This is a genomic window from Bacillus sp. A260, from assembly GCF_009861435.1.
Lineage (GTDB): Bacteria > Bacillota > Bacilli > Bacillales > Bacillaceae_G > Bacillus_A > Bacillus_A cereus.
Genome location: NZ_CP046398.1, coordinates 4,018,888 through 4,040,017, shown reverse-complemented (window position 1 = coordinate 4,040,017; position 21,130 = coordinate 4,018,888). Strand labels below are relative to the sequence as shown.

Sequence of the window (21,130 nt, the reverse complement as noted above, 5' to 3'; positions counted from 1 at the left end):
AATACGAGAGCAGTAGTTTATAAAAAGAAACGCTATTTGGTACATCTTTTGGAGTATGTAATATAAAGCTGAAAACGATAACGAGAATAAGAAAGAGGAAAAATAAAAATAGAATTTGCTTATGTATAGAATTTTGCATATTATCCACTCCTTTTTTAGGTAGTATGTCCAAAAGAAAGGAGTGTATGAAAAATGTTAGGAGGGGAGAATGATGAACAAAAGAAAATGGTTATATAGAATAGGAATATTTTTATTTTCAATCGGTCTCATATTAGCAAATGTTTACTCGGATATACCACCGTTATTTCCAAGTTTACATAAAAGGGTTGGTATAAGTATTGCCATAGTTGGTCTGTTTTGTCTTATCACATCTAACTTCTACAGAAAGTCTGAATGAATATAAAAAAGGACAGTTACTCTTTTTCAGAAGTACTGTCCTTTTTTAATAACTTATTCCATAGTTTGGCGATACTCCATATAATGACGATTGCAATGGAGGCGATAATGGACCAAACAATTGATATCATTTCAATTGTCATGTTAGGAAGGAATGTGAGAATGGATAATACTTTATGAAACAATGATTCTATTATATGAAAACTTATTTGTAATAGAATGACGATACCAAGTGTGATCCATGCTAATATTTTCTTTCCTTGTTCTTTCCACATGACATTCACCTCTCGTTAGCTTAATAGTTTTAAGCCAACAGCGCCGCATAGAATACAGCTTAAGAAAGCAAGACGACGCCAATCCGCTGATTCTCGGAAAATGAGAATGCCTAGAAGTGCACTTCCGGCAGTTCCGATTCCAGTCCAAATTGCGTAAGCAGTTCCCATCGGTAATGTGTTCATCGCAAGAGATAAGAAGAAGAAGCTTACGCCGAAGTTAGCGATTAAAATAACTTTTGGTGCCCAGCCTTTCTTTTCAGTGGCTACTTTCATAAAGAGTACACCAATAATTTCACAAATACCAGCTAGAATTAAAAATACCCAAGCCATTTTATGCGGCCTCCTTCGCTTCTTTTTCTTCTGTTACTCGTTTTAAACCAATTACTCCGAAGAAGATTAAACCGATTAATAAAACTTTTACGATAGAGAAAGGTTCTCCGAAGATGAAAATCTCTGTAAGAACGATTCCACCAGCTCCGATTCCTGTAAAGACTGCGTATACAGTGCCGACAGGTAAATCTTTATAAGCTCTAAATAATAAGACGAAACTAATTGTAATTAATAGAGCAACACCAGCCCATTCAAGTGGTGCCTCTGCTTTTTTTAGTCCAATCACCCAAAATATTTCAATAATACCAGCGATGATTACATAAATCCATGCCATATGTCATTTCTCCTTCCTACCAGTCGTTAGGTAAAGGGCTTAAAAACGACGCATTGCAAAGGAGCAATCCGTCAGTTTGAAAGTCCGCGCCAAAATACTTTCCAAGAAGCGTCTAAACGTGTCTCAAAACGATTTAAACCTGCGTATAATAGTTCAACCATAAGACCGTCGAGTAAGCATAGAAAAGCCTCTAAGGCGTCTTTTACTTCAATGTTATGCAGCTCATCTTGTTCGCTTGCTCTTTTAAATACAGGGAATAAAAGTTTTCCGACGTTTTCAATGTGTACATTTGCTTTATTAATAATTTGTTCGCGAAATGCATCAGGCGGAAAATAAGAAGTTCGTAACCAAAACATTGATTCTTCACTTTCACCAAATCGTTTTGCATACCCTTTTAATAATTTTAAAAGCAATTCTTCAGTGGACGAATTGGAAAAGCTTTCGATATCGCCTGTGAAGCTCTGCAAATCTTTTTGAAGAGCAGATTCTAAGCATATGAAATATAGCTCTTCTTTTCCTTTAAAGTGTGCGTAAATCGATGGTTTTTTAATCCCAACTTCTTGAGCAATATTTGCCAATGAAGTTCCTTCATAGCCGTAGCGTGCGAAATGAGAAAGTGCTACAGCTTTAATGCGGTTTGCTGTCATTTTCATCCCCTACCTACCGTTCGTTAGTTTCATTATATGAGATGGGAAATATAAAGTCAATAGGTGAAGAGCTGAGAAAGAGCGTTATAAGTAACGCTCTTTTTAGACAGTCTCTCGCTCAATTAAATGGAATGAAAGTTCTTTTGCACTGCCGACAATTTGCTCGCTTTGGATCTGCTTATGGAATAAAGAAAAAGCATGTGAGCCCATTGCGAGACCGGGATGTTCAATTGTGGAAATTTCTAATGCCTTTGAAATTTCATGATTATCAAATCCAAGGATAGCAAGGTCTTCAGGTACTCGAATACCATGTTTTCGAGCCTCTGTTAATAAACCAGCTGCAACTTGATCGTTCGCTGTGAAAATAGCAGTTGGACGATTTTTCATATTTAAAATACGATGGAGTATTTGTGCTCCGTCCTGCATTGTATAGCATTGGTGGAAAATCCATTCAGGATGCAACGTTTTCCCTTCGTTACGAAGTGTATCGGCGAACGCTTTTTCGCGCTCCATGGAATTTACACTTGTTTTTCTTGCTAAACAAATTCCGATTTTTTCATGGCCTCTACTTAGTAAATAGGCAGTACCAAGACGGAAACCTTCATAATGATCTACGTAGATGGATGAAATGAGGGGATGCTTCATTTTTTCACATGAAATAATAGGGGCAAATTTTGCAAAAGGTTCGATTTGTTCCCAAGAGCTCGTTCGGGAGCAAATAATCATCCCATCAAATTGTTTCATTTTCATCATTTCAAGAACACGAATTTCTTCAATGCTATCGTAATTCGTTTGACATAAATTAATATGATACCCAGCTAATAACGCTTCGTTTCCGATTCCTTCAATAATCGTACTGAAGTAGGGGAGGTTAATGAAAGGAAGCATAACGCCAATTGTATATGTTTTCCCTCTTATTAAATGGACAGCATTTATATTTTTTGCGTAGTTTAATTCTTCAACAGCATCTAGAACACGCTTACGCTTTTCTTCTTTTACGTAAGGGTGATTATTCAGGACACGAGAAACAGTTGATATCGATACACCAGCAGTTTTAGCAATTTGTTTTATATTGGCCATATGTATCACCTCTTTCCCTTATTATAAAGGGAAAATAATAAGAAAGAAAAAATCTTGACCTGAAAAGCTTTTCACAAACTATGGTATTAATAAGACTTCTTTTTATTCGCGTAACCTTTTCACTTGGGCGTAAGAATGATAGGGGTCTTTTTTGTTTGCAAAAAGTGTTGTCAAAATGTGTGAGAATAACGTGGAAAGTTTTCAAAGGTGGAGTTTGGTGACAAAGCGAATATGAAGAGAATATCAACGCTTCGTTCGTTAAGAGAGCGATATGAAAGGGCGGAAACAAATTGAAAAAAAGAATCATTTGTTTCGTGTTTTCTAGTTTCGTGCTTAGTTCGTGTTCGTTTCAGCAAACGATGCAAGAAGAAAAACACTTTGTGGGAACAACGGGAGGAGCTATGGATCGTGTTACGGATCCTATTCCGCTAAAGGAACTTCCAAAATATTTTCCGGTGAAGTTTAAAGTTCCAACGTTTTTACCGTACGATATTACAAGTGATGTGAAGGGGGAAGTAAGAACGCTTGGGAAAAAGAACACTGTCTTAACGATTAAATATAAACAGAAAGAACCAGGTAGAAATGAGTATATTGAGTTAAATGTCGCGAACTTTCCTTATAGTTTTCCGGATCTTGTGGAAGAGAAGCGATTTCAAGAACAAATGAAACTGAATAATGGAACGTCTGCTTATTTTAAAAATAAAGATGATTATGAACGTGGTGACGAATTTGCTACGCTTATATGGAAAGAGAAAGGAATTGAATATCAACTGCTGTATCGGAATGTAGAAGAGAACGATGAAAAGGTAATCAAGCAGAATTTATTATACATTGCGAATAAGATGAAATGAAAAAACTAGCTGATTTATTCAGCTAGTTTTTTGTATGTTATTATTTCTTTTTAATTTTGCCTGTCCAAGATTTAAATCCACCTTGTAATTGGTAGAAATCTTTGTAGCCTTGTTTTTTTAAGTATTGCGCTGCACGACCTGTACGGAATCCGCTTTGGCAATATAAGTAAACAGGTTGATCTTGACGAAGTTCTTTATGGCGAAGGCGAATTTGTGATAACGGAATGTTACGTGCACCTAAAATATGCCCTGCGTTATATTCGTCTGCTTCACGAATATCGATAAGCTGTGCTTTACGGTAGCCAGCGCGAAATTCTTCTTCTGTAAGAGTTTTAATTAATTTTTTCTGATAGAAGTACATCCATACAGTGTAGCCGATAAATGCTACGATTACGGCTAATAAAATAATCCAAGTTGTTGACACGATTCTATCGCTCCCTTTTTTCTTATCCTACTTTCAATATTATAATGCCCTTATGTATTTATGCAACAGATTCATTTGCATATAAGAAGAAATTTCGTATTCTTTCACAAATTTTGTCGAATTTGGTAGACTAGAGAATGTGAAAAATAATTGGTTATATGAGGTGCAGGATGGGAAAAGAAAAATGGTGTTATATTAACTCTGGTCAATGTTCACCGGCATTTAATATGGCGTTAGATGAATGTTTATTAAATTGGCAAAGTGAAAAGAAAATGCCACCAACAATTCGTTTTTATGAATGGGAAGTACCAACATTAACAGTTGGGTATTTTCAACGTGTTGAAAAAGATATTAATATGGATGTAGTTAACGAAAAGAAATATGGATTCGTTCGTCGTCAAACAGGCGGCAGGGGTGTACTACATGACAAAGAGTTAACGTATAGTGTTATTGTGTCTGAAGATCATCCGAATATGCCGAAAACAGTTACAGAAGCGTATCGTGTTATTTCGCAAGGTTTATTAGATGGTTTTAAGGCATTAGGGTTAGAAGCATATTATGCAGTTCCAAAAACAGAAGCAGATCGTGAAAATTTAAAAAATCCACGTTCCGGCGTATGTTTTGATGCACCATCTTGGTATGAAATTGTAGTGGAAGGACGAAAAATTGCTGGTAGTGCTCAAACGCGTCAAAAAGGTGTTATTCTACAGCATGGATCGATTCCATTAGAAATTGATTTAGATGAACTATATGATCTATTTTTATTCCCAAATGAACGTGTGAAGGAACGCATGAAGAGTATGTTCTCTTCTAAAGCAGTAGCAATTAATGAATTAACAGACCGTACATTTACGATAGAACAGTTAATTAAAGCGTTTGAAGTTGGCTTTGAAAAAGGATTGGATGTAGAACTTGTTCCATATGAATTAACAGAAGAACAGTTACATGAAGTTCAAACGTTAGCGAAAGAAAAGTATGAAAGTAATGAGTGGAATTATAAAAAATAAGAGATGGCAATTGCCACCTCTTATTTTTTTATAGTAAATTAAGTACTTTTTCTACTTTGATTCCTTTATCTTGTAAAGAACGAAGGCGATTTACAACGTCCATAATTTCTTTGTCAAATGTAACGCTAATACCTTGGCTTTGTAGTTCTTCTTTTAAGCTTTCAATAGAATCATCTATGTCGATGCCAAGCTCGTAATCTTGACAAACTTCAATTGTCTTTTTCACGAGTTTAACATAATTTTCTTGTAGTTTTGAATTTGTTTCAGTCAAAGCAGGCTGCTTCGGTTTTGCAGGAGCAACCGGTGCTGTCTCTTGCTTTGTAACTGGAGTAGGGACCGCTTTTTTCACAGGCGCTGGAGTAACTAGTTCTACAGCTGCTTCTACGCTTACTGGCTTCGGTGTCGGTACCGGAGTAGGCTTAGGTGCCATAGCAGGTGTTTCCACACGCGTAACAGGCTTAGGAGCAGGCGTAATTGCTTTTGGAGCTTCTACAACTACTTCCTTTTTCGGTGCTGCTTTTACCTGTGTTTCTTCTTGCTCGGCAGCTTCTTTATTTTCTTTACTCCACATAACGCGTTCAATTTCTAGAGAAACATTGTTTTTGTTCATCGCTGTTAATGTAACTTTACCAACTTCAGCGTTTCCAGTGAAATCAACAATTTTATAAATAACACTCTTGTTCCAATCCACGTTTCCGCTCAAAAATAATTCTTCGTTACATTTCGGCGTTAAGCCCTCGATTTTAATTTCTGCGTTTACACCGTTTTCACTATATACCATAATTAGCGAAGCATTTACATCTTCGTCTGCTAACATTAGTTCACGTACCATTTTGCCGGTGCGTACTTGCGTTTTCTTCTTAACTGACATCTAATTTCTCCTCTCAAAAATTCAGTAATAATAAAAAAATCGTATAACGAAAAATAATTGCTCACGAAGATTTATGATACCGATAATAAAAGCATCACGTCAACAATTAACTTTAATTATTTTGCATTTTTCTTATTTTCTTTATGAAATTTTTCAATTTGTAAAATTAGACAGAAGAAAAAACAGCCTTTTGAAGGGCTGTTAAAAATTTGATTTTTTATATAGTAATTTATATAAAATAAAAAATAAGATAGCAATTAAAGCATTTTGCCAAAAGTTTAGATGATAAATGAGATAAGGTTGCTTTTGGAAATAAATATTTAAGAATACAGCGGAACAAAATGGAGTAGCAAATGCGAATCCAAATAGAATTCTTCTTTTCCAATTTATTTTTTGATTAAAGGAGTAACGCTTTAATAAATATAAAATAAATAGTATACCTAGTATAATTATTGAAACAGACAAAGTAGTTCCAAGGATGCTAAAAGGCGGACTTGATAATGTATTGTTTTTTTCAAAGAAAAACATAAAAAATGAAATAATTGCATTTATGCCAAACTGTATAGCAAGAAGTAAGCTAATAGAAAATCCAATTAAAGAGGCTTTTTCTAACTTTGTTTGAGTTGGTAAAGCTGATATAAGTTCATCGCAATAAGATTGTAAATTATCTCCAAAGATGTCATAAGCGTTTTTATTTTCTGCTTGTGCTTCGATGAGGTGATCTAATATTTCTAGTAACAGTTCTTCCATTTGTTGCTCTGGCACGTTAGATAAACGAAGATAAACTAACATATCGCTATAAGCAACTTCATTTTCAGGTGTTAGAAGCTCACGTTTTTTATTATTCAATTCAATCATGTCTTGTGCATTCATCCCTATCACTCCCCCTGTAATAAGTTATTTACCGTAGTTGAAACCATTCCCCAGCTTTGTTTAAATTCTTCAAGCTGCTCTAATCCTTTATCGGTTATGTGATAATATTTTCGCTTTGGACCGAGTGAGGAAGCTTTTAATGTGCCTTCGATCAATTTTTCTTTTTGCATACGTAATAATAACGGATAGATGCTTCCTTCGCTTACGAATGTAAATCCGTGTTTATTTAATTTTGTGCTCAGTTCATATCCGTACACTTCTTCTTGTGAAATGATGTATAGGATGCAACCTTCTAATACACCTTTTAACATTTGGCTGTGCATGATTTCACCACCTTTTACTCAGGTAACTTGCGTTGCAAGGTAGCTGTTATCCAAATTATAACATTCAGTAACTTGCAAGGCAAGTTACTGAAGTGGAAAACTTTAATGCGTGTTAATTTTTCAACGTTTCCCATACTAACGAGAGGGAGGGAAGCACATGAAACCATTTATGCCAAAACTCGTTTACTTTGAACCAAAGGCACTTGAATATCCGCTTGGAAAAGAGCTTTATGAGAAGTTTACGAAGATGGGATTAGAAATTCGTGAAACGACATCACATAATCAAATTAGAAATTTGCCAGGAGAAAATGATTTGCAAAAGTATCGTAATGCAAAGGCTACACTTGTCGTTGGAGTAAGGAAGACGCTAAAGTTTGATACGTCAAAACCGTCAGCTGAATATGCAATTCCGCTCGCAACAGGGTGTATGGGACATTGTCATTATTGCTATTTGCAAACAACACTTGGGAGTAAGCCTTACGTTCGTGTGTATGTCAATCTTGATGAAATATTTGAGAAGGCAAAGCAATATATGGATGAAAGGGCACCTGAAATAACAAGATTTGAAGCAGCGTGTACATCAGACATTGTTGGGATTGATCATTTAACACATGCATTAAAGCGGGCGATTGAATTCATTGGAGAAAGTGAATATGGGCGCTTACGTTTCGTCACGAAATATTCGCACGTTGATCATTTATTAGATGCAAAGCATAATGGGAAAACTCGTTTCAGATTTAGTATAAATTCACGATATGTAATTAAAAATTTTGAACCAGGGACATCGCCATTTGAGGAGCGAATTGAGGCGGCACGTAAAGTAGCAGGTGCAGGTTATCCACTTGGTTTTATAGTCGCGCCACTTTATATGCATGAAGGATGGGAAGAAGGATATCGTGAACTATTTGAGCGACTGTACAATGCGCTGAAAGATATGACGATACCAAATTTAACGTTTGAATTAATTCAGCATCGTTTTACGAAACCAGCGAAAAAGGTTATTCAAGAGCGTTATCCAAATACGAAGCTTGAAATGGATGAAGAGAAGCGGAAGTATAAATGGGGACGATATGGCATCGGAAAATATGTATATAAAAAGGATGATGCAGCAGTATTGGAAGAAACGATAAGAGGTTATATAAATGAATTTTTTCCTAATGCAGAAATACAATATTTTACTTAAGGGGGGTCTGTATGCAAATACAGATTCTTTTTTGTTTTATATATTTAGGCTCGTTTTCAACTTGTCACGTTATTCTTTCTGGTGTATCATTTTATTGATTGCTTCGTACGGAATAAGCAAAATGAACTTGGATGGAGGAAACCGATGCCTACCCCTAGTATGGAAGATTATATTGAACAAATTTATTTGTTGATTGATGAAAAGGGTTACGCCCGCGTATCTGATATTGCTGAAGCGCTTAGTGTACATCCATCCTCTGTAACAAAAATGGTGCAAAAATTAGACAAAGATGAATATCTAATTTATGAAAAATATAGAGGGCTTGTATTAACAACAAAAGGTAAAAAAATCGGAGAACGTCTCGTATATCGTCATGACTTGCTAGAGCAATTTATGCGTATTATCGGTGTGGATGAAAGTAAAATTTACAATGATGTAGAAGGAATTGAACATCATTTAAGTTGGGAAGCGATTGATCGCATTGGTGATTTAGTGCAATACTTTGAACAAGATACAGTCCGAGTGGAAACACTTCGCGGTGTTCAAAGAGCAAATGAAGAGAAAAGTAATTAAGGGGAACGTATGGCGTTTCCTTTTTTATTTCAATTCGAAAAGGATGGGAGAATTATGAAAGCAATTATTTTTGATTTTGATGGATTAATTGTGGACACAGAAACGATATGGTTTCACTCTTTCAGAGATGCTGTTCGTGAATACGGCGGGGAACTACCTTTAGAGGAATTTGCGAAATGCATTGGAACAACAGATGAGGTACTTTATACATATCTAAATGATCAATTAAAAGAGAAGTTTAACAAAAGTGTATTAAAAGAAAAAGTGGCAACTTTACATAAAGAGAAAATGAGAATACCAGAAGCTCGTGACGGGGTAAAAGAATATTTAGAAGAAGCGAAAGAAATGGGATTAAAAATCGCACTAGCTTCTAGTTCTTCTAGAGAATGGGTTATTCATTTTTTAGAAGAGCTACAAATTCGAGAATATTTTGAAGTAATTAAAACGAGAGAAGATGTTGAGAAGGTAAAACCAGATCCAGCTCTTTATCGAGTTGCAATAGAAGAATTAGGAATTAAGCCATCTGAAGCTGTTGTATTTGAAGACTCATTAAATGGATTGAGAGCAGCAGTTGCAGCGGGATTAACGTGCGTTGTGGTACCTAATGATGTGACACGGAATTTACCGTTTGAAAATCATCATCTTCGAATTGAAAGTATGAGAGAGAAAAGTTTAAAAGAAGTGCTTCAAAGTATAAAAAAAGACCGTATTTCCTAAAAGGAAGCACGGTCTTTCTTTTTGCTTTTTTTGCCTTCAATGACAGTTAAATGAGACTGTTTTCTTTTTCGTTTCAAAGTGGAAGAATTCCCTTTTTTACTTTTGTCATTAGAAGTATTTGACTTAAAGAAAGAATTGCCTAGGGGTGCTACATTTTGTTTCCCATGTTTGCGGTTCGATTGTTTTGCCGCACGCTTATATGAGCTTTGCGAATTTGCGGAACCACTGGAATTTGTAAACATCTTGTATAGCAAGTAAAAGATACCGACAACAAGTAACATGTACCCGATATTTCTTAATACACCCATGGGATTTGTAATAACAGATGAAACAAGGCCGAATATTGCCAATCCGATAATAAGCACAAATATAGCGAAAGTAAACGAACGACCGTTCATAAGGGACACCTCCTAAAAACATATATTGAAATTAGTATATTAACGATGAGGAAAGGAGTTGAACACCATTTTTAAATAATTATTGTTTGTTCTCTAAACGTAATAATTCTTCAAACGATGCAATTGCTACTTCCACTTGATCATCTGTTGGTTCTTTCGTTGTTAATAGTTGTAGCCATAATCCAGGATATCCAAGTACGCGTAATACGGGAATGTCTCGTAATCGATTTGTAAATTGCAATACTTCAAAAGAAATACCAAGTACAACCGGAATTAATAAAATTCTGTTTATAACTCGTGCCCAAAGAGGATCTGTAGGGACTAGGAAATAAACGAACATTCCAATAATGACTGTAAATATAATAAAGCTACTGCCGCATCTATAATGGAGACGAGTTTGCTTTTGAACGTTTTCTACAGTCAGAGGAAGGTTATTCTCGTAAGCATTGATTACCTTATGCTCTGCACCGTGATACTGAAATACCCGCTTAATAAGTGGGGTTAAAGAAATAAAGTATATATAGCTCAATAATAGCATGAGCTTAATGACACTTTCGACAATGATTTGCCCAGTATGAGATGGGAAAATCGGTCTCGTTAATTCAGCTAATAGTGCAGGAACTGCTGTGAAAATGACTTTACCGAATATAAAAGATAAAACGCCAACAGCTGCAACTCCTAATACCATCGTTAATTTTGATTGTTCTTCTTTTTTATTTGCAATTTGTTCATCATCTTCTGGGTGGACGTCAAATCGTTCTGAAGCGAAGTTTAAATGCTTTGCTCCATTCGCACTTGCATCCACAATAGCGGCAATCCCTCGTAAAAATGGAATTTTTTTTAGGGTAGATAGTACTTTATTACGAACGCGTGGTAATCGATAAAATTCAATCGATTTATCTTTACGACGAACCGCTGTAACAGTATATTCTCTACCGCCAAACATAACTCCTTCTATGACCGCTTGCCCGCCATATATTTGTTTTGACTCTTCTGCCATGTTAACACCAACCTGTATTTGTTTCTCTCTTATGTAGAAAAAGAGGCAATTGTCATACTGGGTTCTGTCGTTTTGAAATAAGACAATCACCGAGTTTCCTTTATTTTATCGGCAAATACAAGTAGATGACAAGGGAAAATGTTATGAGAGTCGGACATTTCTTATTCTTTTTATAGACAAATTTCGCAGGATTTAAACATGCTTCAAAATAGTTTCGGGCATACTATTGAGCGGAGGTGTCGATGTGAGTCAAGAACAATTAGGAACAAGGAATTTTGTGCAGATTGGTTTGTTTGGTGGAATCTTTTGGGGCGGGATCTGGTATTTCCTTCATATATTTTCATTCACGGAGGCGGGACCGAATTATTTCCTTTTACCATTTGCGTTTGGAAGTTGGAAAGAGGGTGTATGGGGCAATGTGTTCGGAATAGTGTGTATGGGACTTCTTTCAATTTTGATCGCCTTTTTGTATAAAGCATTTTTTGCGAAGTTTGAAGGGATTATAGCGGGAATTATTTATGGGCTATTTTGGTGGGCACTACTGTTTTTGGGGATGGGTTTAATGGCTCCTGTTATTAAAAGTGCGCTCCATTTACCAAAAGAGACAATTGTGACGACAATATGTATTTTTATATTGTATGGTGTGTTTATAGCATATTCTGTTTCTTACGCAGTAAATAGCAATAAAGCAGAACAAGAAGGGCAAGAGAAGACGAACTATTCAAATAAGTAACTCCTATGTTAAAATATTGTATAGATATTTAATATTAAGGAGTTTTAAGAATATGAAAAAGTTACTCCTCGTAAACGGTCCTAACCTAAATCGCCTCGGTGTTCGTGAGGTAAATGTATATGGAAAGGGCACGCTAGCGACACTTGAAGCAGATATGAAGCAAGAAGCAGAAACAATGGGAGTGGAGTTAGAATGTTTCCAATCGAATCATGAAGGTGCCATTATCGACATTATTCATGAAGCGGAAGATATATATGAAGGGATCATTTTAAATCCGGGAGCATTTACGCATTATAGCTATGCGATTCGTGATGCCATTGCGAGCATTTCGATTCCTGTTATTGAAGTACATATTTCTAACATTCATCAGCGTGAATCGTTCCGTCATGAATCTGTGACGGCAGCTGTTTGTGCAGGTCAAATTGTAGGATTTGGTTTTTATGGCTATAAGTTAGCATTATTTGCATTAATGGAGAAATTGAGGGAGGCATAAAGTAATGGAGAAAATTGAAAGATTACGAAGTGCATTTGATGAGGCTGGCATTGACGGTATTTTGTTAACAAATGAACATAGTCGTAGATATATGGCTAACTTCACAGGAACAGCAGGCGTTGTTCTTATTTCAAAAGATCGTGCTCAATTTATTACAGATTTCCGTTACGTCGAGCAGGCAAGTAAACAAGCGGTTGGATATGAGGTTGTACAGCACGCAGGATTGATCATTGATGAAGTGGCAAAGCAAGTGAAAGAGCTTGGAATTCAAAAACTTGGTTTTGAGCAAGATACTCTTACATATAGTTCTTATTCAGTGCATAAGGAAGCGATTGATGCTGAATTTATCCCGACTTCTGGACTTGTAGAAAAGTTACGCTTGATAAAGACTGATTCAGAGATTAAGATATTAAAGGAAGCTGCACAGATTGCAGATGCTGCCTTTGAGCATATTCTATCATTCATTCGCCCGGGAGTATCTGAAATTGAAGTGTCAAATGAACTTGAATTTTTCATGAGAAAACAAGGAGCAACATCTTCTTCGTTTGATATTATCGTTGCTTCAGGTCTTCGTTCGGCATTACCGCACGGCGTGGCATCTGAAAAAGTGATAGAAACAGGAGATTTCGTTACATTAGACTTCGGCGCTTATTACAAAGGATATTGTTCTGATATTACTCGTACGATTGCAGTCGGTGAACCATCTGATAAATTAAAAGAAATTTATAATATCGTTTTAGAAGCACAACTACGTGGTGTGAACGGTATTAAAGCTGGTTTAACAGGTCGCGAGGCTGATGCGCTAACGCGTGACTACATAACGGAAAAAGGATATGGTGAATACTTTGGACACTCTACTGGTCATGGAATAGGTCTTGAAATCCATGAAGCACCAGGTTTAGCGTTCCGTTCTGATACAGTACTTGAACCAGGTATGGCTGTAACAGTAGAGCCAGGTATTTATATTCCAGGTATTGGCGGCGTACGTATTGAAGATGATATCATTGTGACAAGTGAAGGTAATGAAGTAATTACGAAATCACCAAAAGAACTTATTATTTTGTAATACACAGGAGGATTTTTTTACATGATTTCAGTAAACGATTTTCGTACAGGTTTAACAATTTCAGTGGACAATGCCCTTTGGCAAGTACTTGATTTCCAACACGTAAAGCCAGGTAAAGGTGCTGCATTCGTTCGTTCTAAACTACGTAATCTTCGCACAGGTTCTGTTCAAGAGAAAACATTCCGTGCAGGTGAGAAAGTAGAAAAAGCACACATCGAAAACCGTCGTATGCAATACTTATACGCAAGCGGTGAGGCTCACGTATTTATGGATAACGGAACTTATGAGCAAATCGAACTTGGTGAAAAACAAATCGAGCGCGAGCTTAAATTCCTAAAAGAAAACATGGAAGTAGCAATTATGACTTACCAAGGCGAAGTACTTGGTGTTGAACTTCCAAACACAGTTGAATTACAAGTTACAGAAACAGAGCCTGGTATTAAAGGTGATACTGCTTCTAACGTAACAAAACCAGCTACATTAGAAACTGGTCTTGTTGTACAAGTACCAATCTTCATTAACGAAGGCGAAATGCTTATCATCAACACTGGTGAAGGTAAATACGTTTCTCGTGCATAGTAAAAAAACACTCGTGATAATTCACGAGTGTTTTTTTATAGGAAATAGGGTAGATAGTAAATAGCTGTTACTATAAAACTGACTAAAACAAGTGAAAGAGTACCCATAATAGATGGAGTCAAAACAATTTGAAATGGTTTTATTTCGCCAGTCTCAACGCCAGTTAATGTTTTGCTTATTGCGTGATCTGTAATGTTATTTCTATGGTTACTCATAATAATTAACCACATAATTGCAAATATTGCTAAACTACCAAGGAAAAAGGTCTCTATAAATGACCAACCGACTAATAATGAAAAAAGATAAATAAGAGCTAATTCTACTACAACGGTTAAACTAATTTTCAATGCCTTCATATTTTTCCTCCTCATTCTGTAATTTCAACCAGTTTAAAAAATTTTCACGTGACACGACATGCAGAGAGCAAGGTGACCTTACTTCTTTCTCTAGTGCAGCGTGTTCGTCTGGAAACTTGTTTTCCACATGCAATGAAATATAGGGTAGTTTTTCTTGTGCTTTTAGTGAGCGGATATTATTCGTTTTAGCACCAGCAAATACGTAGGAAAGTTGTAAGTCTAAAAAGGCGATTTTAAAGATTTCTTTTTTAGCAGCCTCGTTATAGCCTTTTCCCCAGTATGGATAGCCAATCCAACTACCAATGTGAGATTGCTTTTTTTCATTATTAATATGTTTAAGTGTGGTGAGGCCAATTATTTCATTTTCTTCATTCACAATCATTCTCGATAAGGATTTCTTTTGACGCTCTTCTTCTATTGCGAAAAGAAGAAATGTTTTCGTGTCTTCGATGTTTTCTACCGTTATCCCCAATGCATTTTTTATATGTGGATCACTTGATAGCTCGAAAATCACATTTGTATAGCATAAATCTAGTGGTAATAAAGTGACGTGCTGCATGGTTTAAACCCCTTTCAAACTAAATATACCATAATATACCATAAAATAATAAGAATATTCAGATTCTAATTCAGACTTTAGAGAAAAATTATGTTTTTACTTCTGAAATAGACAACCTCTGCATATGGTTGTACAAATATATTCTTTTTTAGAATACGAAGTTAGTAACTGTTACGGGAGAAGGTGGAAGAATGAAACAGTGGCTAGCGGCAATGGAAACATCCGTGCTTGTTATGGGGGCACTTCGATTATTTTCAGGTAGTGCGGAGATATTTGCTGCTTTGCTTATGCTTTATGTGAATGATGCGAAGAAAGCGTTGTTTATAAATGGTATGTTGGCGTTTGTTGGACCTACCGTATTAATTTTAACAATGACAATTGGGATAGCGAGTGTAGCAAGTGAAATTTCTTTCTTGAAGCTCTTTTTTCTAGCGCTTGGAATTTGCTGTATTTTTATCGCATTACTGAAATAGTAAGTCGAGTATAGTGGGGAGAAGCCGATGAAAGAGGTATTAGAAGTTTTACCAAAAACGATGAAGTACTTAATTGAAGAATGTAAGCAATACGATGCTTTAGAGGAAATTCGTGTTCGAATTGGAAGGCCGCTAGAGTGTATTGCACACGGAAAGGTGTTTTTTTATGACTATATCACTACTGCAGAGGATGCTATTTACTTATTGAATAAATTAAGTCAATTCTCAATTTATACGATGGAAGAGGAATTAAAACGTGGGTATGTGACGCTTCGCGGGGGGCATAGAATCGGGTTAGCAGGAAAAGTCATTACAGAAAAAAGCGCAGTGAAAATGATTCGTGATGTCTCTTCCTTTAATATTCGTATTGCTCGTCAAAAAATAGGGATTGCTGAACCGCTTTTGCCATATTTGTATGAAAAAAGGTGGTTAAACACGATGGTAATTGGCCCTCCCCAAACGGGAAAAACGACACTTTTAAGAGATGTAGCACGTTGCATGAGTCAAGGGGTAAGTGCTTCGGAAATTCCTTCCTGTAAAGTGGGGATCGTTGATGAACGGTCAGAAATTGCTGGCTGTGTGAAAGGAATCCCGCAATATGATTTTGGTACCCGAGTCGATGTGTTAGACGCATGTCCAAAGGCAGAAGGAATGATGATGATGATTCGTTCTATGAGTCCTGATATTTTGATCGTAGATGAAATTGGCCGTAAAGAAGATAGTGAAGCAATTATGGAGGCAGTGCATGCAGGTGTTCAGCTTTTTATAAGCGCACACGGATTTTCCTATGAGGATGTTGTGAGACGTCCATCGCTCAAGGCAGTGCTAGAGCTTGGTATATTTGATAGGTTTGTGGAGTTGTCAAAAGCGAGGGGTCCAGGAACGGTTATGCAGGTGAAAGATAAATATGGAAAACCAGTGTTATCAAATAGAAAGGCTGAGGGCGTATGGTGAAAATATTTGGTGCAGTGTTAATCGTTGCGGTCAGCACCTTTTTCGGGTTTTCGTACGCTAAAAGATACAGTGAGAGGCCGAGGCAACTTAGGTTATTAAAATCAGCACTTCAATCATTAGAGGCAGAAATTATGTATGGACACACACCTTTATCTGAGGCTGCCGAGCGATTAGTTAAACAAATGCCAAAGCCATTAAATTGGATATTTCAAAGTTTCGCTAAAAAACTAGAAAGTGGAGAACAAACGGTAAGGGAAGCTTGGATAGATAGTTTGAAAGAGAATTGGAAGTTGACGGCTTTTCAACAAACCGAGTATGAAATACTGCAGCAATTTGGTGAAACGCTCGGGCAACATGATCGTGAATCACAACAAAAACATATTCGCTTATGTATTACACATTTGGAGAGAGAAGAAGAGGAAGCGAAAGCTTTACAACTGCAATACGAAAAAATGATTAAGAGCTTAGGGGTACTAGCAGGGCTACTAATTGTAATTTTACTGCTATAGGGGGGAGAAAGGCGATGTCCATTGATGTTGGATTAATATTTCAAATCGCCGGAATCGGCATTGTTTTAGCTTTCATTCATACTGTACTAAAAGAATTGAAGCGTGAGGATATTGCAAATTGGGTTATCCTTGTCGGTTTTGTCGTCATTTTATTTCATGTTGCATTTTTAATTAATACGCTATTCGACAAGATTAAAAGTGTCTTTCTCTTCCAGTAAAGGAGGCGGTTCGAATCGAAATTATACAAATTGTCGGATTAGGCCTCGTTGCTACGTTTTTAGCTGCTGTTTTGAACCAGCATAAATCTAGTATTACATCTTTATTTATTGTGTTCGTAGGTAGCGTGATGTTTCTAATTTTAATCGATCAAATTCATTCTATTTTACAAATGATTGAGAGAGTAGCGAGTGAAGCGAAAGTTAGTAACGTCTACGTGGAAACGTTACTAAAGATTATTGGAATTGCTTATATTGCCGAGTTTGGAGCTCAAATTACAAAAGATGCTGGTCAAGGTGCCATCGCTTCGAAAATTGAACTTGCTGGGAAAATTTTAATTCTCGTTATGGCAATTCCTATTTTGACGGTTGTAATTGAAACTATTCTCGGATTTTTACCGACGGGATAAGGGGGAGTGAATGTTGAGGAGGTTTGGAGCTAAGCTGCTATTTGCTTGCTTCCTTTTCTTTTCTTTACCGGTTGTTGTACAAGCTTCTCCTGTAGAAACAAACGTCGTTGATCAACAATTGGATAAGCTCGGAATTGAAGATGTGAAGCAATTTTGGGACGGGCTTGTTACAAAATATGGAGGCTATTTGCCAGAGAGTCAAAAAGGGAGTTTTATGGAGTTTGTAAAGGGAGAAAAAGAATTCTCTCTAAAAGAGTGGATGATAGGGTTATTAAAATATTTATTTCATGAGCTTGCAGCTAATGGAAAACTGCTTGGCACACTCATTATGCTCACAATCTTTAGTGCATTGTTGCAATCACTGCAATCCGCTTTTTCAAAAAGTAGTGTAAGTAAAATTGCTGATGCTGTTGTATATATGGTACTTATTATTTTTGCTTTAAATAGTTTTTATGTCGTTATGACATATGCAAGAGAAACGATACAAACAATGGTAGATTTCATATTAGCGCTATTGCCAATTTTATTGGCGCTTATAGCGACTGGTGGCGGGGTTGTATCTGTATCTTTCTTTCATCCGATTATCATTTTCTTAATGAATACAAGCGGGCTTCTTATGAATTATATCGTTCTACCGCTTTTATTACTGGCAACGATATTAAGTATTGTAAGTACAATGAGTGATCAATATAAAGTGACGAAATTGTCCAAGCTTCTGCAAAACGTTAGCGTTGGGATTATCGGTATTTTCTTAACGATTTTTTTAGGAGTATTATCTGTACAAGGAACAGCAACAGCCGTTGCTGATGGAATAGCTGTGAAAACTGCTAAATTTGTAACAGGGAACTTCATTCCAGTAGTCGGAAGGATGTTTACAGAAGCGGCAGATACTGTTATTAGCGCATCAGGATTATTGAAAAACACAGTCGGAATTATTGGGCTCGTCATTTTATGTTTAATTGTTGCTTTTCCAGCGATTCAAATTTTCTGTATCGCATTTATTTATAAATTCGCAGCAGCAGTATTGCAACCGGTTGGCGGCGGAGCAATTATTCAATGCTTAGACATTATTGGACGAAGCATCATTTACGTATTTGCTTGCTTAGCTATCGTATCATTTATGTTCTTTTTAAGTATTACAATTATTATTGCTGCGGGGAATATTACACTTATGATGCGGTAGGAGGTGAAGAGTATGCAATTTGTTACAGAGTGGATCAGAAATATTATCGTTTTTTTGCTCTTAGCGACAATGCTTCATCTTATTCTTCCAAATTCGAATTTGCAAAAATACGTTAAATTCGTTGTAAGTCTTTTGTTAGTCGTATTAATTTTAACACCCCTTTTTAAACTATTGCAGACAGATGTAAATGAAGTAATTGCAAATTTTAATGAAGAAAAGTACGTAGCAGAAGGATCTGTAAAAAATTCAATAGATTCGAAGAAAAAAGAAATACAAGCTCTAACACGTGCATATAGTTTAGAAGAGATGGCTACCAAAATGAAAAAAGAAGTAGGAAAAGAGTTTGAGAAACAGTATGGTATGTCAGTCTCTGAAATACAAATAGTCGCAGCGGAAAGCACAGCGGAAGTAAAGTCAGCGAAAGATATTCAATCTGTTGTTGTGACGTTAAAAGAAAAAGAACGTAGTAAAAATGATGCAATCGAAACAGTAAAACCAGTTGAAATTAACACGAAAGAACCACCGAAAAAAGTAGAGGAAACGAATGTAGAAATGAAAGACTTCTTTTCAAGCAGGTGGCAACTAGAGAATAAACAAATCCAAGTTCAAATGGAAGGGAGGACAGGTAGAGTAAATGGACAATAAAGATAAAAATTCGAAGTTCTCATTTTTTCGAAACTTATTGAATGGAGATGAAAAAGAAAGTAATGAGAAGGGAAGAAAGGTAACACCTAAGTTCTTACTTGTCCTACTCATACTTGGAATTTTGCTTATGTTTTCTAGTAGTTTTTTTTCAAGTAAAAAAGAAGAAGTACCTGTATTTAAAGAACAAAAAACTCAAAACCAGGAAAAAGATGTACCAACTTTTGGACAAAAAAATAATGATAATATGTCAAATGTAGAAAAATATGAAAAAGCGTATGAACAAGAATTAAAAACTGCTTTAGAAGAAATAGCAGGAGTAAAAGACGTAACGATTAAAGTGAATTTAGATTCATCTGAAGAAAAAATTTTAGAAAAAAATACAGTGAAACGCTCACAAACAACAGGTGAAACAGATAAAACAGGCGGTAAGAGAGAAGTAGAGGACGAGTCTCTTGATGAAAAGACTGTCATTATACGTGAAGGGGATAAAGAAACTCCTGTTGTTTTACGAACAGAGAAGCCGAAAGTACGTGGTGTTCTTGTCGTAGCAAAGGGAGTGGATAATATACAAGTTAAAGCAATGGTAAAAGAAGCTGTGATAAGGCTGCTAGATGTACCGGCCCATCGCGTTTCAGTTTCACCGAAAAATTGATAGGGAGGAAATAAAGTGTTAAAAAAACAAACAGTTTGGTTATTAACGATGTTAAGTTTAGTTGTTGTACTATCTGTGTATTACGTGACAACTCCTGACAAAATGAATACAGCATCGCCGGCAACAGGTGAAAAGATTGGACAAGAAAAACAAGGTACTGATAAAGCAGTAACAAACGAAGCGCCTAAAGAAACTCCGAAAAAAGAAAATACAAGCAAGGAAACAACAAATAAAGAAACAGACAAAAAAGAAAATGCAAAAAAAGAAACAAGTAAAAAAGAGGGCAATGTATCAGTTCAATCAAGTGATGAGAATTTCACAGCTTTACGTATGCAAATGGAAGATCAGCGTAGTGAACAAAAAGCAAAATTACAAGAAGTGATGAGTTCAACAAAAGCTTCAGCAACAGAAAAGAATAAAGCGAAAGAAAATTTTGATGCCATTACGACAATGGAAACGAAGCAAGAATTACTTGAGACAGTAATTAAATCTCAAGGAGGATATCCAGATGCTCTTGTAAGAGCTGATGGCACTGATATTAGAGTAACGGTTAAAGCGGCAAAACATTCACAGAAAGAAGCAAATAAAATTATTCAACTTGTAAGAAGTGAAGGCGGATCAAAAGATGTAGGTGTGAAATTTGATCCACCAGCGAAATAAGTGAAACTTTAATCCGTAGGGATTTCCCTGCGGATTATTATCTTTTACTAAGCAAAGGGTATGCAAATAGTAAAATAGAGTATGTAAGTAAATGTGTGAATAGAAAAAAGCTATCATTTTCGATAGCTTTTTTCTATGTCGTCTTTGTAATTATTTTTACTATGTTCAACTCGGAATGGAGAAACACGTTGTGAGTAAAAGATTAATGGTTCATGGTACTGATGATTACTTTTTCCGGATTTGACGTGGATGAAAAGAACGCATGCCCAAACGATTACGGCAGGTAAAAAGAGAATGAGCCATATCATATTTCCACACCTCAACACAATATATTTTCTACACTTTGAACATACTATTCTTA

33 protein-coding genes are annotated in these 21,130 nt (G+C 36.1%); 19 read left to right on the top strand and 14 right to left on the bottom strand.

All coding sequences use genetic code 11. The annotated features are described in order from the left end of the window. The first annotated feature begins 208 nt into the window (after positions 1-208). Positions 209-397 (top strand): hypothetical protein, encoded by a 189-nt coding sequence (locus GD442_RS20370; RefSeq protein ID WP_002164431.1) that lies wholly within the window; start codon positions 209-211, stop codon positions 395-397. A 16-nt stretch (positions 398-413) separates the two neighbouring features. Here the strand turns inward: GD442_RS20370 and GD442_RS20365 are convergent, their stop codons facing one another. From GD442_RS20365 to GD442_RS20345, 5 genes are all read right to left on the bottom strand, one after another. After that, the gene (locus GD442_RS20365) at positions 414-671 is read right to left on the bottom strand and encodes a DUF3975 family protein (RefSeq protein ID WP_000265429.1); all 258 of its coding nucleotides are present in this window, start codon (positions 669-671) and stop codon (positions 414-416) included. A gap of 15 nt (positions 672-686) precedes the next feature. Further along, the gene (locus GD442_RS20360) at positions 687-1,001 is read right to left on the bottom strand and encodes a DMT family transporter (protein WP_000312623.1); all 315 of its coding nucleotides are present in this window, start codon (positions 999-1,001) and stop codon (positions 687-689) included. Between the two features lies 1 nt (position 1,002). Further along, a complete protein-coding gene (locus GD442_RS20355) occupies positions 1,003-1,335 on the bottom strand; it encodes a DMT family transporter (RefSeq protein WP_000312339.1) in 333 nt (110 codons plus the stop codon). Between the two features lie 71 nt (positions 1,336-1,406). Beyond that, positions 1,407-1,988: a TetR/AcrR family transcriptional regulator gene (locus GD442_RS20350; RefSeq protein WP_002005730.1), complete on the bottom strand. Its 582-nt coding sequence runs from the start codon at positions 1,986-1,988 to the stop codon at positions 1,407-1,409. A 96-nt stretch (positions 1,989-2,084) separates the two neighbouring features. After that, entirely contained in the window at positions 2,085-3,062 is a 978-nt protein-coding gene (locus tag GD442_RS20345) for a LacI family DNA-binding transcriptional regulator (protein WP_001273985.1), read from the bottom strand. Between the two features lie 314 nt (positions 3,063-3,376). Between GD442_RS20345 and GD442_RS20340 the strand changes: the two genes are divergently transcribed. Further along, positions 3,377-3,913, top strand: a complete 537-nt coding sequence (locus GD442_RS20340) for a hypothetical protein (RefSeq protein WP_033666640.1) — start codon at positions 3,377-3,379, stop codon at positions 3,911-3,913. A gap of 40 nt (positions 3,914-3,953) precedes the next feature. On the opposite strand, the gene GD442_RS20335 is transcribed toward GD442_RS20340, so the two are convergent. Further along, entirely contained in the window at positions 3,954-4,337 is a 384-nt protein-coding gene (locus GD442_RS20335; RefSeq protein WP_000108653.1) for a rhodanese-like domain-containing protein, read from the bottom strand. A gap of 170 nt (positions 4,338-4,507) precedes the next feature. Between GD442_RS20335 and GD442_RS20330 the strand changes: the two genes are divergently transcribed. Next, the gene (locus GD442_RS20330) at positions 4,508-5,344 is read left to right on the top strand and encodes a lipoate--protein ligase family protein (protein ID WP_000514081.1); all 837 of its coding nucleotides are present in this window, start codon (positions 4,508-4,510) and stop codon (positions 5,342-5,344) included. A gap of 28 nt (positions 5,345-5,372) precedes the next feature. On the opposite strand, the gene GD442_RS20325 is transcribed toward GD442_RS20330, so the two are convergent. From GD442_RS20325 to GD442_RS20315, 3 genes are all read right to left on the bottom strand, one after another. Then, on the bottom strand, positions 5,373-6,215 hold the full coding sequence (locus tag GD442_RS20325) for a hypothetical protein (protein ID WP_000111902.1): 843 nt from the start codon (positions 6,213-6,215) through the stop codon (positions 5,373-5,375). Positions 6,216-6,416: 201 nt separating this feature from the next. Continuing rightward, on the bottom strand, positions 6,417-7,088 hold the full coding sequence (locus GD442_RS20320) for a DUF1129 family protein (RefSeq protein WP_000993580.1): 672 nt from the start codon (positions 7,086-7,088) through the stop codon (positions 6,417-6,419). A gap of 5 nt (positions 7,089-7,093) precedes the next feature. Further along, entirely contained in the window at positions 7,094-7,411 is a 318-nt protein-coding gene (locus GD442_RS20315; protein ID WP_000556078.1) for a PadR family transcriptional regulator, read from the bottom strand. Between the two features lie 157 nt (positions 7,412-7,568). Between GD442_RS20315 and splB the strand changes: the two genes are divergently transcribed. The 3 genes from splB to GD442_RS20300 all read left to right on the top strand — a co-directional run bounded on the left by splB (position 7,569) and on the right by GD442_RS20300 (position 9,884). Continuing rightward, the gene (gene splB, locus GD442_RS20310; protein WP_000802107.1) at positions 7,569-8,594 is read left to right on the top strand and encodes a spore photoproduct lyase; all 1,026 of its coding nucleotides are present in this window, start codon (positions 7,569-7,571) and stop codon (positions 8,592-8,594) included. Between the two features lie 144 nt (positions 8,595-8,738). Further along, on the top strand, positions 8,739-9,167 hold the full coding sequence (mntR, locus tag GD442_RS20305) for a transcriptional regulator MntR (RefSeq protein ID WP_001143085.1): 429 nt from the start codon (positions 8,739-8,741) through the stop codon (positions 9,165-9,167). Between the two features lie 54 nt (positions 9,168-9,221). After that, positions 9,222-9,884: an HAD family hydrolase gene (locus tag GD442_RS20300; RefSeq protein WP_025687934.1), complete on the top strand. Its 663-nt coding sequence runs from the start codon at positions 9,222-9,224 to the stop codon at positions 9,882-9,884. On the opposite strand, the gene GD442_RS20295 is transcribed toward GD442_RS20300, so the two are convergent. Together GD442_RS20295 and GD442_RS20290 are read right to left on the bottom strand one after the other, a co-directional pair. Beyond that, entirely contained in the window at positions 9,881-10,282 is a 402-nt protein-coding gene (locus GD442_RS20295; RefSeq protein WP_001014463.1) for an SA1362 family protein, read from the bottom strand. The two genes, GD442_RS20300 and GD442_RS20295, sit on opposite strands and share 4 nt — an antisense overlap. A gap of 79 nt (positions 10,283-10,361) precedes the next feature. Further along, positions 10,362-11,282, bottom strand: a complete 921-nt coding sequence (locus GD442_RS20290) for a DUF1385 domain-containing protein (RefSeq protein WP_000807121.1) — start codon at positions 11,280-11,282, stop codon at positions 10,362-10,364. A 244-nt stretch (positions 11,283-11,526) separates the two neighbouring features. Between GD442_RS20290 and GD442_RS20285 the strand changes: the two genes are divergently transcribed. The 4 genes from GD442_RS20285 to efp are packed head-to-tail and all read left to right on the top strand — an operon-like array spanning position 11,527 to position 14,153. Next, complete coding sequence (locus GD442_RS20285; protein WP_000076881.1) at positions 11,527-12,015, top strand: YqhR family membrane protein; 489 nt, start codon at positions 11,527-11,529, stop codon at positions 12,013-12,015. Between the two features lie 52 nt (positions 12,016-12,067). Then, a complete protein-coding gene (gene aroQ, locus GD442_RS20280) occupies positions 12,068-12,508 on the top strand; it encodes a type II 3-dehydroquinate dehydratase (protein WP_000735140.1) in 441 nt (146 codons plus the stop codon). A 4-nt stretch (positions 12,509-12,512) separates the two neighbouring features. Next, entirely contained in the window at positions 12,513-13,574 is a 1,062-nt protein-coding gene (gene pepQ, locus GD442_RS20275; RefSeq protein ID WP_000411040.1) for a Xaa-Pro dipeptidase, read from the top strand. Positions 13,575-13,595: 21 nt separating this feature from the next. Then, positions 13,596-14,153: an elongation factor P gene (efp, locus tag GD442_RS20270; protein ID WP_000626516.1), complete on the top strand. Its 558-nt coding sequence runs from the start codon at positions 13,596-13,598 to the stop codon at positions 14,151-14,153. A 35-nt stretch (positions 14,154-14,188) separates the two neighbouring features. Here the strand turns inward: efp and GD442_RS20265 are convergent, their stop codons facing one another. After that, positions 14,189-14,509 carry a hypothetical protein gene (locus tag GD442_RS20265; RefSeq protein ID WP_000645572.1) on the bottom strand — a complete coding sequence of 107 codons (321 nt, stop codon included), beginning with the start codon at positions 14,507-14,509 and terminating at the stop codon, positions 14,189-14,191. Continuing rightward, positions 14,490-15,068, bottom strand: coding sequence for a GNAT family N-acetyltransferase (locus tag GD442_RS20260; RefSeq protein ID WP_001164986.1), 579 nt, complete (start codon positions 15,066-15,068; stop codon positions 14,490-14,492). Before GD442_RS20260 ends, GD442_RS20265 begins: the two co-directional genes overlap by 20 nt. Positions 15,069-15,259: 191 nt before the next feature. On the opposite strand from GD442_RS20260, the gene GD442_RS20255 reads away from it, so the two are divergent. From GD442_RS20255 to GD442_RS20215, 9 genes are read left to right on the top strand one after another with little or no spacing between them, the layout of a single operon-like run. Next, entirely contained in the window at positions 15,260-15,541 is a 282-nt protein-coding gene (locus GD442_RS20255) for a YqhV family protein (RefSeq protein ID WP_000816050.1), read from the top strand. 27 nt (positions 15,542-15,568) lie between these two features. Beyond that, a complete protein-coding gene (spoIIIAA, locus tag GD442_RS20250) occupies positions 15,569-16,495 on the top strand; it encodes a stage III sporulation protein AA (protein WP_000665905.1) in 927 nt (308 codons plus the stop codon). After that, complete coding sequence (gene spoIIIAB, locus GD442_RS20245) at positions 16,489-17,004, top strand: stage III sporulation protein SpoIIIAB (protein WP_000238702.1); 516 nt, start codon at positions 16,489-16,491, stop codon at positions 17,002-17,004. Before spoIIIAA ends, spoIIIAB begins: the two co-directional genes overlap by 7 nt. A gap of 14 nt (positions 17,005-17,018) precedes the next feature. Further along, a complete protein-coding gene (gene spoIIIAC / locus GD442_RS20240; RefSeq protein WP_000020914.1) occupies positions 17,019-17,222 on the top strand; it encodes a stage III sporulation protein AC in 204 nt (67 codons plus the stop codon). 23 nt (positions 17,223-17,245) lie between these two features. Continuing rightward, positions 17,246-17,629: a stage III sporulation protein AD gene (spoIIIAD, locus tag GD442_RS20235; RefSeq protein ID WP_077393170.1), complete on the top strand. Its 384-nt coding sequence runs from the start codon at positions 17,246-17,248 to the stop codon at positions 17,627-17,629. Positions 17,630-17,639: 10 nt separating this feature from the next. Next, on the top strand, positions 17,640-18,812 hold the full coding sequence (gene spoIIIAE, locus GD442_RS20230; protein ID WP_000946110.1) for a stage III sporulation protein AE: 1,173 nt from the start codon (positions 17,640-17,642) through the stop codon (positions 18,810-18,812). Between the two features lie 12 nt (positions 18,813-18,824). Then, positions 18,825-19,457, top strand: coding sequence for a stage III sporulation protein AF (gene spoIIIAF / locus GD442_RS20225; protein WP_001161052.1), 633 nt, complete (start codon positions 18,825-18,827; stop codon positions 19,455-19,457). Further along, a complete protein-coding gene (gene spoIIIAG / locus GD442_RS20220) occupies positions 19,447-20,109 on the top strand; it encodes a stage III sporulation protein AG (protein ID WP_000368880.1) in 663 nt (220 codons plus the stop codon). The genes spoIIIAF and spoIIIAG overlap by 11 nt, the downstream gene beginning before the upstream one ends. A 15-nt stretch (positions 20,110-20,124) precedes the next feature. Beyond that, complete coding sequence (locus GD442_RS20215; protein ID WP_000914710.1) at positions 20,125-20,769, top strand: SpoIIIAH-like family protein; 645 nt, start codon at positions 20,125-20,127, stop codon at positions 20,767-20,769. A gap of 113 nt (positions 20,770-20,882) precedes the next feature. Here GD442_RS20215 and GD442_RS20210 read toward each other — a convergent pair whose 3' ends face one another. Then, on the bottom strand, positions 20,883-21,077 hold the full coding sequence (locus tag GD442_RS20210) for a hypothetical protein (protein ID WP_002179810.1): 195 nt from the start codon (positions 21,075-21,077) through the stop codon (positions 20,883-20,885). Between the last annotated feature and the right edge of the window lie 53 nt (positions 21,078-21,130).